The organism is Micrococcus antarcticus (assembly GCF_044872765.1).
GTDB lineage: Bacteria > Actinomycetota > Actinomycetes > Actinomycetales > Micrococcaceae > Micrococcus.
Window position 1 is genome coordinate 2509215 of sequence record NZ_CP085253.1, and the last position, 13750, is coordinate 2522964.

Sequence of the window (13750 nt, forward strand, 5' to 3'; positions counted from 1 at the left end):
CGCCGTCGCGTTCCAGCCGGCCTCAGTCCGCGCCGAGCTCCATGACGAGCTCGGTGATGACGGCGGCGCGGGCATTGGAGAAGACCTTCTCCTCGCCCACCACCTCGAACCCCCGGCGGGAGAGGACCTTGACGGTGCCCGCGTTGTCCTCGGCCACGTGGGCCCGCACGGGGCGGTGCGGGTACCCGCGCAGGAACTCGTCCACGGCCGAGGTGGTCAGCCCGAGGCCCCAGAACTCCTGCGCCGTCCAGAAGGAGAGCTCGGCGGCGTCGTCCTGCTCGGAGCAGATCAGCGCGCCCACGGCGCGGCCCTCGTGCTCGATGGTGTGCACCTGGACGCGGGGGTCGCGCAGCAGGGTGCCCCAGTGATGGTCGAAGACCCCGCGGTCGGCAGGGCTGCGGGGGGCGATTCCGGACATCTGGTTCGCGTCCTCGTCCTGCTGGTGCACGAAGAACTCGTCCAGGTCCTCGGGGCGGACGTCACGAAGGGGCACGGCGGTGGACCTCTCGGGTGAGCGGGCGGGCGGCGGCGGCCGTCCGCAGTCTTTCGGCAACGCTATCACCGGGGGACTGGCAGGGGCCGTCGTCACAATCGGTCACGCACTGGCGTATGTATACAAAGTGGTTGACGCGCGGAGCATTCGCGGGAGAGGATGTGAGCGTCATCACACACCGCTCCGCCCGCTCAGCGGCCGGACGCCCGCCCCCTGAGGGAGCACCCATGTCACCCCACTCCGTCGCGCCACCGGCGCCGACCCCCGAGCAGTTCCGCGCGGCCCAGCAGTCCGAGGAGTTCACGGAGCTGCGCCGCACGTACCGCTCGTTCGCGTTCCCCATGACGGTCGCGTTCTTCGTCTGGTACCTGCTGTTCGTCATCCTGGGGGCGTTCTTCCCGCAGGTCATGGCCATCCGCCTCCACGACAACATCACGCTGGGCCTGGTCCTCGGCCTGCTGCAGTTCGTCACCACGTTCGCCATCACGGCGGCGTACGTCCGCTTCGCCAACCGCACCCTCGACCCGCGCTCCACGGCGCTGCGCGAGCGCCTCGAGCGCGAGGCGGGCTCCCACGCGGCCGACCCCACGGAGGAGATCCGATGAGCACCCTCGCCCCCCTCCTGGCCGCGGAGGCCGTCGGCAACCCGATGGTCAACATCGGCATCTTCGCGGCGTTCGTCGTCGTCACCCTCGTCGTCGTGATCCGGGCCTCCAAGACCTCGGGCTCCTCAGCGGACTTCTACGCGGGAGGCCGAGGCTTCTCCGGCACCCAGAACGGCACCGCCATCGCGGGCGACTATCTCTCGGCGGCCTCGTTCCTCGGCATCGTCGGCGCGATCGCCCTCTACGGCTACGACGGCTTCCTGTACTCGATCGGCTTCCTCGTGGCGTGGCTCGTCGCCCTGCTCCTCGTGGCGGAGCTGCTGCGCAACACAGGCAAGTTCACGATGGCCGACGTGCTCTCGTTCCGCCTGCGCCAGAAGCCGGTGCGCATCGCCGCCGCCTTCGGCACCATGGCCGTCTGCCTCTTCTACCTCCTGGCCCAGATGGCCGGCGCGGGCGGCCTCGTCGCCCTGCTGCTCAACATCACGGACAGGGGCGGCCAGGCGCTCGTGATCGTGATCGTGGGCGTGCTCATGATCGCCTATGTCCTCATCGGCGGCATGAAGGGCACCACCTACGTCCAGATCATCAAGGCGATCCTGCTCATCCTCGGCGCGGGCGTCATGACCGTGTGGGCGCTCGCCCTCTTCGGCTTCGACTTCAACGCGATGCTCGGCCGGGCCGTCGAGCTCAACCCCAAGGGTGAGGCCATCCTCGAGCCGGGCCTGCAGTACGGCAAGGACTTCACCACGCGCCTGGACTTCGTCTCCCTGGGCCTCGCGCTCGTCCTCGGCACCGCCGGCCTGCCGCACGTCCTGATGCGCTTCTACACCGTGCCCACGGCCAAGGAGGCCCGCAAGTCGGTGGTGTGGGCGATCGTGCTCATCGGCGCCTTCTACCTCTTCACCCTGGTGCTGGGCTACGGCGCCGGCGCACTGATCGGCCCCGAGCGCATCCTCGCCGCCCCCGGCGGCGTGAACTCGGCGGCCCCGCTGCTGGCGTTCGAGCTCGGCGGGTCGATCCTGCTCGGGCTGATCTCGGCGGTCGCCTTCGCGACGATCCTCGCGGTCGTCGCCGGCCTCGCCCTCACGGCGGCGGCGTCCTTCACGCACGACGTGTGGGGCCCCGTGATCGCGAAGAAGCCCCTGTCCTCGGAGGATGAGGTGCGCATCGGCAAGATCACCGTGGTGGTCATCGGCATCCTCGCCATCCTCGGCGGCATCGGCGCCCAGGGCCAGAACGTCGCGTTCCTCGTGGCGCTCGCCTTCGCCGTGGCCGCATCGGCGAACCTCCCGACCATCCTGTACTCCCTGTTCTGGAAGGGCTTCACCACGCGCGGCGCCCTCTGGTCCATGTACGGCGGCCTGCTCTCCGCGATCGTCCTGATCGTGTTCTCCCCGGTCATGTCCGGCAACCCGGCCGCCATGATCCCGAGCGCGGACTTCGTGCTCTTCCCGCTGAAGAACCCGGGCGTCGTCTCGATCCCGCTGGCCTTCTTCCTCGGCTGGCTCGGCTCCGTGACGTCTTCGCGCGCCGAGGACCCGGGCAAGCAGGCCGAGATGGAGGTCCGCTCCCTCACCGGCATCGGCGCCGAGAAGGCCGTGAGCCACTGACGCCGCGGGCATCCGCCCACCCCTGACGACGGCGGGGCCGCACCCTCACGGGAGCGGTCCCGCCGTCGTCGTCCCCGGCATCCCGGCACTCCACCGTCCCGCCCTCCTCCCAGCCGCCGCTGGCATGATGGCCCGGTGACCCACGGATCCCTCGCCGACTACACCCTCCCGGCCCCCGGCGTCCGCGCCGACGACCCCTCCGGCGGAGGCGACGGCGCCCCCCGCCGCGTCGCCCTCCTCGGCTCGACCGGCTCGATCGGGACCCAGGGCCTGGACGTCATCGAGCAGGACCCCGAGCGGTTCCGGGCCGTCGCGCTCGCGGGCGGCTCCAACACCGCCCTCCTGGCCGAGCAGGCCGTGCGCCACGGCGTCGAGGCGGTGGGCTCCGCCACGGCGGGCGCGGAGGAGCTGCGCGCGGCGATCGCGGCGGCCGCCGCACGCCTCGGCCGCCCGGCTCCCGCCGCCGAGCTCTTCACGGGCCCCGAGGCGGCCACCCGCATCGCGGCCTGGACCGGCGCGGACACCGTGCTCAACGGCATCACCAGCTCGATCGGCCTGCGCCCCACGCTCGCGGCCCTCGAGGCGGGCCACCGCCTCGCCCTGGCGAACAAGGAGTCGCTCATCGTGGGGGGCGCGCTCGTCAAGGCCTCCGCGGCGCCCGGCCAGCTCGTCCCCGTGGACTCCGAGCACTCCGCGCTGGCCCAGTCGCTCCGCGGCGGCACGGCGGACGAGGTCGCCCGCCTGGTCCTGACCGCCTCGGGCGGTCCGTTCCGGGGCTGCACCCGGGAGCAGCTGCGCGCGGTCACGCCCGCGCAGGCCCTCGCCCACCCCACGTGGGACATGGGCCGCGTGGTCACCACCAACTCCGCCTCGCTCGTGAACAAGGCCCTCGAGGTGATCGAGGCGCACCTGCTCTTCGACGTCGCCCTGGACCGCATCGACGTCGTGGTCCACCCGCAGTCCGTCGTGCACTCCATGGTGGAGTTCACGGACGGCTCCACCCTCGCCCAGGCCTCCCCGCCGGACATGCGCCTGCCGATCGCCCTCGGCCTCGGCTGGCCGCGCCGCGTGCCCGGCGCCGTGGGCGGATGCGACTGGACCCGCGCCGCGACCTGGACCTTCGAGCCCCTCGACGAGGAGGTGTTCCCCGCGGTGCGCCTCGCGAAGGAGGCCGCGGCCGCCTCGCCGACGCACATGGCCGTGTTCAACGCCGCCAACGAGGAGGCCGTCGACGCCTTCCATGAGGGGTGCCTCTCCTTCGACGGCATCCTGGAGACGGTCCGCGCCGTCCTCGGCGACTACGCCCCCGAGCGCGTCCTCGACGCCGCCGGCCACGGCCACGCGCCGGGAGACCTCAGCGTCGACGCCGTCCTGGCCGTCGAGGGCTGGGCCCGCGCCGCGGCCCGGGGCCGGTGGGCGCGGGCATGAGCGCCGCCTGGTTCGTGCTCGGCGTCCTCGCCGTCGCCCTGGGCCTGGCCCTCTCGATCGCGCTGCACGAAGTGGGCCACCTCGTGCCCGCCAAGGTCTTCGGCGTCCGCGTGACGCGCTACATGATCGGCTTCGGCCCCACGGTCGCCTCGTGGCGGCGCGGGGAGACCGAGTACGGGATCAAGGCGCTCCCGCTCGGCGGCTACGTCTCCATGGTGGGCATGCTCCCACCGCCGCGCGCGGGGCAGGCGCCCCGCGCGTCCTCCACGGGGCTCTTCCGCCAGTTCGGGCGCCTGGCCGACGACGCACGGGCCCAGGCCGCCGAGGAGCTGCGGCCCGGGGACGAGGGACGCACCTTCATCTCGCTGCCGGTCTGGAAGCGGATCGTCATCATGCTCGGCGGCCCGGCCATGAACCTGCTGATCGCGCTCGCCCTGACCGCCCTGCTCGTCACCACGGTGGGCACCGCGCAGCCCAGCACGACGGCAGCGGAGGTCTTCCGCTGCGTCGTCCCCGCGCAGGAGCAGCAGGCGCGCGCCGCCGCGGGCGAGACCGAGGAGTGCCGGCCCGGGGACCCCGTGGCGCCGGCCCACGAGGCAGGCATGCTGCCCGGAGACACCGTCGTCGCCTTCGACGGCGTCCCCGTCGAGGACTGGGACGCGTTCGCCGCTGCCATCCGCGAGCGCGCCGGCCGGCCCACCGCGATCGCGTGGGAGCGGGACGGGCGGCGCATCGAGTCCACGATCACCCCGCGGCTGACGGAGCGGCCGGTGACGGACGCCGTCGGGCAGCCGGAGCGCGCCCCGGACGGCACCGCCCGCACCCAGCAGGTGGGCTTCATCGGCATGGGGGCGCAGACCGAGACCGTGACGGGGACGCCGCTGGACGCGGTGGGCCTGGTGGGCACGCAGATCCGCGGCGTCGCGGACGTGGTCCTCGTGCTGCCCCAGCGGCTGTGGGACACCGCCGTCGCGGTGCTCACCCCGGCCGAGCGCGATCCGAACGGCCCCATGTCCGTCGTCGGGGTCGGGCGGATCGCGGGGGAGGCGGCGGCGCTGGACGAGGTCTCGTTCGGGGACAAGGCCGCGATGGTGCTCTCGCTCGTGGCGGGGGTGAACGTCGCCCTGCTGGTGTTCAACCTGATCCCCCTGCTGCCGTTGGACGGCGGGCACGTGGCGGGCGCGCTCTACGAGGCGCTGCGCCGCGGCGGGGCCCGCCTGCGGGGGCGACCGGACCCCGGGCCGTTCGACCTCGCCGCGCTGATGCCCCTGACGCACGTGGTGGCCGGGGCCATGCTGGCCATGGGCCTGCTGCTGATCGTGGCGGACCTCGTGGAGCCCGTGCGGCTCTTCTGACGGGCGGACGGCCCGGAAGGTCACAGTCCGGGCACGAAGCCGCGGCGCCGCCCGGCTCGCCCGGCCCGCCCGGAGGGCGTCCCCTAGGATCGTTGCTGTGAATGCCTCTCGTGACGCCTCCCCGTTTCCGAGCGCCCTGACGCGCCGCGCCACCCTCCTCGGTCTCGGCTCCCTCGCCGCGGGCCTGGCCGGGTGCTCGGCACCCGCCTCCCAGGAGGCGGCCAGCTCGTCGGCGCCCCCCGCCTCGGCCTCGGCCTCGGAGTCCGCCGCGGACTCGTCCTCGGCCACGCCCACCCCGTCCGGCGAGCTGCCCGGCGGCGGCCGGGAGATCTTCCCGGCCCGCCGGTTCGTCGCCCTGTACGGCACTCCCGGCACCGGTGCCCTCGGCGTCCTGGGCGAGCAGGACCTCCCCGCGTCCATCGAGCGCGTGCGGGCGCTCGCGAAGACCTACGAGCCGTTCTCGGAGGAGCCGATCCAGCCGGCGTTCGAGATGATCGCCACGGTGGCCTCGGCGGACGCGGGCCCCGACGGCGCGTACTCCCGGCCCGTCAAGCGCGACCGCCTCGAGGAGTGGGTGGACGGCGCCGGCGAGGCCGGCATCCACGTCATCCTGGACCTGCAGACCGGCTTCGAGGACTTCCCCACCCAGGCGAAGCGCATCGAGGACCTGCTCAAGCGGCCCCACGTCGGCCTCGCCCTGGACCCGGAGTGGCGGCTGCGTCCGGGACAGAAGCACATGCGGGACATCGGCCAGGTGACGGCCGCCGAGATCAACGAGACCAGCGCGTGGCTCTCGGACCTCGTGGCCTCCGAGGGGCTCCCCGAGAAGCTCTTCGTCCTGCACCAGTTCCGCTCGGCCATGATCGAGCAGCGGTCGGAGATCGTGGCCCGCGAGGGCCTGGCCTTCCTGCTCCACGCGGACGGGCACGGCACCCACCAGCTCAAGAAGGAGACGTACAGCATCCTCCGCAAGAACCTCCCGGACCATATCCGCATGGCCTGGAAGAACTTCTACGACGAGGACAAGCCGATGATGACCCCGGAGCAGACCATGGCCAACGACCCCAAGCCCTGGCTCGTCTCCTTCCAGTGATCCCCGGCCGTCCTCACCGCCCCCGCCGGGCCCCGGTGCCGCCGTGCACCGGGGCCTAGGATGGGACGGATGAAGCGACGGCCTCTCGCCGCCGACCCGAGAACCGTGAGGAGCGCTGCCGTGCCCGTCAGCCTTGGAATGCCGTCCGCCCCGCCGCCCGTGCTGGCCCCGCGCCGGCCGACCCGGCAGATTCGGGTGGGCTCCGTGGGGGTGGGCTCGAAGCACCAGGTCTCGGTGCAGTCCATGACCACCACCAAGACCCACGACATCGGCGCCACCCTGCAGCAGATCGCGGAGCTCACCGCTGCCGGCTGCGACATCGTGCGCGTGGCCTGCCCCACGGACAAGGACGCGGACGCGCTGAAGGTCATCGCGCGGCAGTCCACGATCCCCGTGATCGCGGACATCCACTTCCAGCCGAAGTACGTGTTCGCCGCGATCGAGGCCGGCTGCGGCGCCGTGCGCGTGAACCCGGGCAACATCCGCAAGTTCGACGACCAGGTCAAGGAGATCGCCCAGGCGGCCGCCGAGCACGGCACCTCCCTGCGCATCGGCGTCAACGCCGGCTCCCTCGACCCCCGCCTGATCCAGAAGCACGGCAAAGCCACGCCGGAGGCCCTCGTGGAGTCCGCCGTGTGGGAGGCGTCCCTCTTCGAGGAGCACGGATTCAAGGACTTCAAGATCTCCGTGAAGCACAACGACCCGGTGATCATGGCCCGCGCGTACGAGCTCCTCGCGGAGGAGGGCGACTGGCCCCTGCACCTCGGCGTGACCGAGGCCGGCCCCGCCTTCCAGGGCACCATCAAGTCGGCCACCGCGTTCGGCTACCTGCTGGGCAAGGGCATCGGCGACACCATCCGCGTGTCCCTCTCCGCCCCGCCCGTCGAGGAGATCAAGGTCGGCCTGCAGATCCTGCAGTCGCTCAACCTCCGCGAGCGCAGGCTCGAGATCGTCTCCTGCCCCTCGTGCGGCCGCGCCCAGGTGGACGTGTACACGCTCGCCGAGGAGGTCACCGAAGGCCTCAAGGACGTCACCGTCCCGCTGCGCGTGGCCGTCATGGGCTGCGTCGTCAACGGCCCGGGCGAGGCCCGGGAGGCCGACCTCGGCGTGGCCTCGGGCAACGGCAAGGGCCAGATCTTCGTCAAGGGCGAGGTCATTCGGACCGTGCCCGAGGACCAGATCGTGGACACCCTCATCGAGGAGGCCCGCCGGATCGCCGCGGAGATGGGCCACGAGGAGGGCTCCGGTGACCAGGCTGCCGCCGGTGCCCCCGTGGTCTCCGTCCACTGACGCCGCCGTCCGCCGGGCCTCGCAGGGGCGGGTCCGCCTTCTGACCGACGCCGACACCCCCGCACTCGCGGCCCTCGCGCGCCGCGACCCGGTGGCGAACGTCTTCGTCGAGTCCCTGCTCGAGGCCGGTCGCCGGGCGGGCCCGCGCGGGGGAGCGGGCGGCACCCTCTTCCTGGGCGTCCCCGAGGACCCCGACGCCGCAGCCCCCGCCGGCGCGCTGCGCGCCGCCGCGTGGGTCGGCTCGAACGTGGTGCCGGTGGTGCCGCCCGGCCGCGCCGAGTCGACGGCGACCGACGACGACGCGGCCGCCCTCGCCGCGGCCGTCGTCGCCCTGCGGCGCCGCCTCGGATCCGTGTACGGCCCGGCCGCCGCGGTGCTGACGATCGGCCGCGCCCTGCGGACCGCCGGCCACCGGCCGCGCTCCGTGCGCGAGGAGCAGCCCCTCCTCGTGGCGGGGGAGCGGCCCGCCGTCGCGCCGCTCCCGGACGTGGTCCCGGCAGGGCCGCGGGACTATGACCGGGTGCTGCCGGCCAGCGCGGCCATGTTCGAGGAGGAGCTCGGCTTCTCCCCGTTCCTCGGCGGCGCGCAGCAGTACCGCGAGCGCGTGCGGGGGCTCATCGCGTCCGGCCGCGTGTTCATCGTCCCCGGAGACGCCCCGACGCCGGGCGTCCCGGCACCGGACGCCCCGACGCCGGGCGTCGGCGCCCGCCCCCCGCTGCGCTTCAAGGCGGACGTGGGCGTGCTCTCCTCCCGGTGCGCCCAGATCCAGGGGGTCTGGATGCACCCGGAGCACCGCGGGCGCGGGCTCGCGGCCGGGGCGATGGCCGCCGTCGTGGGGCTGGCACGGCGTCACGCGCCCGTGGTCAGCCTCTACGTGAACGCGTACAACACCGCCGCGCTGCGCACGTACGCGCGCGTCGGGTTCGAGCGCGTGGGCACGTTCGCCACGGTGCTCTACTGACGGGGGTGCGCGGGTCTGGTTCCGCGTCCGATCCGCCCCTGGGGTGCACCGCCGGGTCGGCCGCGGATCCCTCGGCGGCGGACCTCCTGTGCCCGGGCACCGAGGACGCAGCCGGACATGGCCGGGCCGGCCGCTAGGATCGACGTCGACGACGCCCCCGACGCACCGGCCGGCGTCCACCGACCCGTGCTCGCGCGCTGCCCCTGAAGGAGTCCTCCCATGCCTCTGCGCATGTCCACCCTGTTCCTGCGGACCCTGCGCGATGCCCCGGCCGACGCCGAGGTGGCGAGCCACCAGCTGCTCGTGCGGGCCGGAATGATCCGCCGCGCCGCCCCCGGCATCTACACGTGGCTGCCCCTGGGCCTGCGCGTGCTGCGCCGCGTGGAGGCGGTCGTGCGCGAGGAGATGGACGCCATCGGCGCCCAGGAGGTGCACTTCCCCGCGCTGCTGCCGCGCGAGCCCTACGAGGCCTCCGGCCGGTGGGAGGAGTACGGGGACGGCCTGTTCCGCCTCCAGGACCGCAAGGGTGCCGACTACCTGCTGGCCCCCACGCACGAGGAGATGTTCACCCTCCTCGTCAAGGACCTCTACTCGTCCTACAAGGACCTGCCGGCGTACCTGTACCAGATCCAGACGAAGTACCGGGACGAGGCCCGCCCGCGCGCCGGCCTGCTGCGCGGCCGCGAGTTCGTCATGAAGGACTCCTACTCCTTCACGGTGGACGACGCCGGCCTCGACGACGCCTACGAGGCCCACCGCGCCGCGTACCTGCGCATCTTCGAGCGGCTCGGCCTCGAGGTCGTGCCGGTGAAGGCCACCTCCGGCGCCATGGGCGGCTCCCGCTCCGAGGAGTTCCTGCACCCCACCGAGGTCGGCGAGGACACCTTCGTGGAGTCCGACGGCGGCTACCGCGCCAACGTCGAGGCCGTCACCACCGTGGCCCCCGAGCCCCTCGACGAGGCCGCGATGGCCGCGCTGCCGGCGGCCGAGGTCAAGGAGACCCCGGACTCCACGACCATCGCGGCGCTCGTGGACGTCGCCAACGACCTGGCCCCGCGGGCCGACCGCCCGTGGGAGGCCGCGGACACCCTCAAGTGCGTCGTGCTCACCGCCGTGGTCGACGGCGGCGAGCGCCGCCAGTTCGTCGTCGCCGTCCCCGGCGACCGAGAGGTCGACGTCAAGCGGCTCGAGGCGTCCGTCGGCCCGGCCCTCGGGGTCGTCGGGGAGCCCACGGTCGAGGCCGCCGCGGCCGAGGACCTCAAGCGCCACCCCGCCCTCGTCAAGGGCTACATCGGCCCGGCCGGGGCCGGCGAGATCGAGGGCACCCCCGTGCTCGGCGCGGAGGGCTCGGTGTCCGGCCTGCCCCTGTTCGTGGACCCGCGTGTCGCCCCCGGGACCGCCTGGGTGACCGGCGCCAACGCGGACCAGCGCCACGCCTTCGGCGTCGTCGCCGGCCGCGACTTCCGATGGGACGCGGTCCTCGAGGCCACCGTCGTGCGCGAGGGCGACGCCGCCCCGGACGGCTCCGGCCCGCTCCACTCCCGCCGCGGCATGGAGATGGGGCACATCTTCCAGCTGGGTCGCAAGTACGCCGAGGCCCTCGACCTGAAGGTCCTCGACGTCAACGGCAAGCAGGTCGTGGTGACCATGGGCTCCTACGGCATCGGCGTGACCCGCGCCGTCGCCGCGATCGCCGAGCGCTACCGCGACGACAAGGGCCTCGCGTGGCCGCGCGCGGTCGCCCCGGCCGACGTGCACGTGGTCGTGGCGACCAAGGGGGAGGACGGCGTCGCCGCCGCCCTGGACCTGGCCGAGGGCCTCGAGGCCCACGGTCTCACCGTGATCGTGGACGACCGCGCCAAGGTGAGCCCCGGCGTGAAGTTCAAGGACGCCGAGCTGATCGGCGTGCCGACCGCCGTGGTGATCGGCCGCGGCCTGGCCGACGGCGAGCTCGAGCTCAAGGACCGTGCCACGGGGGAGGCCCGCACCGTGCCGGTGGCCGACGCGGTCGCCGAGGTCGTGGCCGAGGTGCGTCACGGGCGCTGAGATGTTCGGCGCCGTCGAGTTGACGACGGGCCTGGTGCTGCTGCTCCTGGCCGCGGGCTTCGCCGCCGGCTGGGTGGACGCCGTCGTCGGCGGGGGCGGGCTGCTGCAGCTGCCCGTCATGCTGCTGGTGCCGGGCCTCACGCCCGTGCAGGCCCTGGCCACCAACAAGCTGGGCTCCGTGTTCGGCACCGCGACGTCGGCGATCACCTACCGGCGCCGGCTCGGCTCGGACCTGCGCACGGCGCTGCCCATGGCCGCGCTGGCCTTCGCGACCTCCCTCGGCGGGGCGGTCGTGGCCACGCTGCTCCCCACGGGGGTGATCCGGCCCGTGATCCTCGCGGCGCTCGTGACGGTGTGGATCGTCACCGCGACCCGACCGCAGCTGGGCCGGGTCGCCGCCCTCAGGCACACGGGGGCGGCCCACCTGACGCGGGCCCTGGCCCTCGGCGGGGCGGTCGGCTTCTACGACGGGATGATCGGGCCCGGCACGGGGACCTTCCTCATCCTGGGACTGGTGGCGCTGCTCGGACACGACTTCCTGCAGGCCTCGGCCCAGGCCAAGGTGGTCAACCTGGCCACCAACCTCGGCGCCCTGGCGTTCTTCCTGCCCGCGGGCCACGCGGTGCTCGGCCTGGGCCTCCTCCTCGGCGCGGCCAACCTCGCGGGCGGCTACGTGGGCGCGCGCATGGCGATCGCGCGGGGGACCGGGTTCATCCGGGTGGTCTTCCTCGCGGTCGTCTCCGCGCTGATCGTGAAGGTGGGCGCGGACACCCTGGCCCCGCTCGTGGGGTGAGGCGCCGGCCGCGGCGGTACGCTGGCCCTGCCCGCCCCCGACCCCTCAGGAGCCCCGCATGGACCCGCAGGAGACCACCGACCGTCCCGAGAGCGCCGCGCTGACGGCGATGGTCGAGGACGCCGTGGCCGACGCCGGCGTCGTGGTGGAGGAGGTGCGCGTGGCCGGCGCCGCCGCCACCCCGACCGTGGAGGTCGTCCTGGACCGCGCCGCCGGACCCGGGGGCCTGAGCCTGGACGAGGTGGCCGCCCTGAGCGCCCGCGTCTCCGCCGCGCTGGACGCCGCCGGGGACGAGGTCCCGGGTGTGGGCGCCGGCGAGTACATGCTCGAGGTCACCACGGCCGGCGTCGATCGCCCGCTCACGCAGCCGCGCCACTTCGAGCGCAACGTGGGCCGCCTCGTGAGCGTGTCCGTGGACGGGGCCGAGCCGATCACCGCGCGCCTCACAGACGTCGGGGAGCACGACGTCGAGCTCGTCGTGGTCCGCCCCGGCGCCAAGAAGGGCATGCCCGCCAAGGAGCTGCCGGCCGAGCGGGTGGGGATGGACCGACTGGGGCCGGCCGTGGTGCAGGTAGAGTGGGGCACCGCCCGCGAGCCCGGCGAGTCCCCGGACCGGGCCGAGCACACGGCAGAGCACACGGAGGCATAAGTGGATATCGACATGAGCGCGCTGCGCATGCTGGTGGCCGAGCGGGACATCCCGCTGGACCGGCTCGTCCCCACCATCGAGCAGGCCCTGCTCATGGCGTACCAGCGGACCCCGGGCGCCCTCAAGCGCGCCCGCGCGGAGCTGGACCGCGCGAGCGGCCACGTGACCATCTGGGCCACGGAGCTGGACGAGGAGGGCGCGGCCGTCGGCGAGTTCGACGACACCCCCAACGGCTTCGGCCGGGTCGCGGCGTCCACCGCACGCCAGGTCATCCTGCAGCGCCTGCGCGAGGCGGACGACGACAAGGTGCTGGGCGACTTCAAGGAGAAGGAGGGAGAGCTCGTCTCCGGCGTCGTCCAGCAGGGCAACAACCGCCAGATGATCCAGGTGAACCTGGGCACCCTCGAGGCCGTGCTCCCGCCGCCCGAGCAGGTGCCGGGGGAGCAGTACCCCCATGGCCGCCGCCTGCGCACCTACGTGGTCTCCGCGAACCGCGGCAGCAAGGGCCCGTCCGTGACCGTCTCCCGCTCGCACCCGAACCTCGTGCGGCGCCTCTTCGAGCTCGAGGTCCCCGAGATCGCCGACGGCTCGGTGGAGATCACGGCCCTGGCCCGCGAGGCCGGCCACCGCACCAAGATGGCGGTCAAGGCCACCCGGGCGGGCATCAACGCCAAGGGCGCCGCGATCGGGGAGATGGGCTCGCGCGTGCGCGCCGTCATGACCGAGCTCGGCGACGAGAAGATCGACATCGTGGAGCACTCGGACGACCCGGCCGCGATGATCGCCCACGCCCTCTCCCCGGCCCAGACGGTCTCCGTGGAGATCGTGGACGCCGACCAGCACTCCGCGCGCGTGGTGGTGCCGCAGCACCAGCTCTCCCTCGCGATCGGCAAGGAGGGCCAGAACGCCCGCCTCGCCGCGAAGCTCACCGGCTGGCGCATCGACATCGTCGGCGACGGCGCCGCGGCGCAGGCGCCCGGGCACTGATGCCCGGGCCCGGGAGGAGATCCCGGCCGGGACGCGCTAGGATGGATGAGGTCCATTCTCGTTCCGACACCGTGTGAGGAGACCGCATGACGTCCCAGACGGTCGTGCGGACCTGCATCGGATGCCGGGCGAGGGCGGACCAGGAAGAGCTGGTGCGCGTGGCACTGGACCCCGCGACGGAACCCCCCACCGTCGTCTGGGACCGGAGTCGTCGACGTCCCGGACGCGGTGCCTGGGTGCACCCCGGGCCGGACTGCCTCCTCCTCGCCGTGCGCCGTCGGGCGTTCCACCGGGCCTTCAGGGCCGCCGTGGACGCCGACGGGCTCACACGCGAGGCGGGCGGTCCCGGCGAGGGATCCCCGAGCGCCGCGCGGACGCGGAACGCCGCACCGGCTGCAGACACGACAGATGAAGGCGGGTCAGAGATCTGATGCGTA

Annotated in this window: 13 protein-coding genes; 12 read left to right on the top strand and 1 reads right to left on the bottom strand. The window is 73.7% G+C overall.

What is annotated here, in order from left to right:
* Positions 1–22: 22 nt before the first annotated feature.
* Positions 23–493, bottom strand: a complete 471-nt coding sequence (locus tag LG274_RS11700) for a GNAT family N-acetyltransferase (RefSeq protein WP_298714670.1) — start codon at positions 491–493, stop codon at positions 23–25.
* Between the two features lie 227 nt (positions 494–720).
* On the opposite strand from LG274_RS11700, the gene LG274_RS11705 reads away from it, so the two are divergent.
* From LG274_RS11705 to LG274_RS11760, 12 genes are all read left to right on the top strand, one after another.
* Positions 721–1098: a DUF485 domain-containing protein gene (locus LG274_RS11705; protein ID WP_248115275.1), complete on the top strand. Its 378-nt coding sequence runs from the start codon at positions 721–723 to the stop codon at positions 1096–1098.
* Positions 1095–2711, top strand: a complete 1617-nt coding sequence (locus LG274_RS11710; protein ID WP_298714673.1) for a cation acetate symporter — start codon at positions 1095–1097, stop codon at positions 2709–2711. The genes LG274_RS11705 and LG274_RS11710 overlap by 4 nt, the downstream gene beginning before the upstream one ends.
* Before the next feature lie 135 nt (positions 2712–2846).
* Complete coding sequence (gene dxr, locus LG274_RS11715; RefSeq protein ID WP_404464633.1) at positions 2847–4139, top strand: 1-deoxy-D-xylulose-5-phosphate reductoisomerase; 1293 nt, start codon at positions 2847–2849, stop codon at positions 4137–4139.
* Complete coding sequence (locus LG274_RS11720) at positions 4136–5494, top strand: M50 family metallopeptidase (RefSeq protein WP_404464635.1); 1359 nt, start codon at positions 4136–4138, stop codon at positions 5492–5494. The genes dxr and LG274_RS11720 overlap by 4 nt, the downstream gene beginning before the upstream one ends.
* A gap of 97 nt (positions 5495–5591) precedes the next feature.
* Positions 5592–6587 (top strand): hypothetical protein, encoded by a 996-nt coding sequence (locus LG274_RS11725; RefSeq protein ID WP_404464637.1) that lies wholly within the window; start codon positions 5592–5594, stop codon positions 6585–6587.
* A gap of 138 nt (positions 6588–6725) precedes the next feature.
* A complete protein-coding gene (gene ispG, locus LG274_RS11730) occupies positions 6726–7877 on the top strand; it encodes a flavodoxin-dependent (E)-4-hydroxy-3-methylbut-2-enyl-diphosphate synthase (RefSeq protein ID WP_248115326.1) in 1152 nt (383 codons plus the stop codon).
* Positions 7852–8838: a GNAT family N-acetyltransferase gene (locus LG274_RS11735; RefSeq protein ID WP_404464639.1), complete on the top strand. Its 987-nt coding sequence runs from the start codon at positions 7852–7854 to the stop codon at positions 8836–8838. The genes ispG and LG274_RS11735 overlap by 26 nt, the downstream gene beginning before the upstream one ends.
* 219 nt (positions 8839–9057) lie before the next feature.
* Positions 9058–10884 (top strand): proline--tRNA ligase, encoded by a 1827-nt coding sequence (locus LG274_RS11740; protein ID WP_366370175.1) that lies wholly within the window; start codon positions 9058–9060, stop codon positions 10882–10884.
* A gap of 1 nt (position 10885) precedes the next feature.
* A complete protein-coding gene (locus LG274_RS11745; protein ID WP_404464642.1) occupies positions 10886–11677 on the top strand; it encodes a TSUP family transporter in 792 nt (263 codons plus the stop codon).
* A 58-nt stretch (positions 11678–11735) separates the two neighbouring features.
* A complete protein-coding gene (gene rimP, locus LG274_RS11750; protein ID WP_404464644.1) occupies positions 11736–12326 on the top strand; it encodes a ribosome maturation factor RimP in 591 nt (196 codons plus the stop codon).
* The gene (nusA, locus tag LG274_RS11755; protein WP_298714698.1) at positions 12327–13313 is read left to right on the top strand and encodes a transcription termination factor NusA; all 987 of its coding nucleotides are present in this window, start codon (positions 12327–12329) and stop codon (positions 13311–13313) included.
* Positions 13314–13399: 86 nt separating this feature from the next.
* Positions 13400–13744, top strand: coding sequence for a YlxR family protein (locus tag LG274_RS11760; RefSeq protein ID WP_248115265.1), 345 nt, complete (start codon positions 13400–13402; stop codon positions 13742–13744).
* Positions 13745–13750: the final 6 nt, after the last annotated feature.

Coding starts and splice junctions, on each gene's coding strand:
- LG274_RS11705 (WP_248115275.1), top strand. CDS start 721: ATGTCACCCCACTCCGTCGCGCCACCGGCGCCGACCCCCGAGCAGTTC.
- rimP (WP_404464644.1), top strand. CDS start 11,736: ATGGACCCGCAGGAGACCACCGACCGTCCCGAGAGCGCCGCGCTGACG.
- ispG (WP_248115326.1), top strand. CDS start 6,726: ATGCCGTCCGCCCCGCCGCCCGTGCTGGCCCCGCGCCGGCCGACCCGG.
- LG274_RS11760 (WP_248115265.1), top strand. CDS start 13,400: ATGACGTCCCAGACGGTCGTGCGGACCTGCATCGGATGCCGGGCGAGG.
- LG274_RS11745 (WP_404464642.1), top strand. CDS start 10,886: ATGTTCGGCGCCGTCGAGTTGACGACGGGCCTGGTGCTGCTGCTCCTG.
- LG274_RS11720 (WP_404464635.1), top strand. CDS start 4,136: ATGAGCGCCGCCTGGTTCGTGCTCGGCGTCCTCGCCGTCGCCCTGGGC.
- LG274_RS11710 (WP_298714673.1), top strand. CDS start 1,095: ATGAGCACCCTCGCCCCCCTCCTGGCCGCGGAGGCCGTCGGCAACCCG.
- LG274_RS11740 (WP_366370175.1), top strand. CDS start 9,058: ATGCCTCTGCGCATGTCCACCCTGTTCCTGCGGACCCTGCGCGATGCC.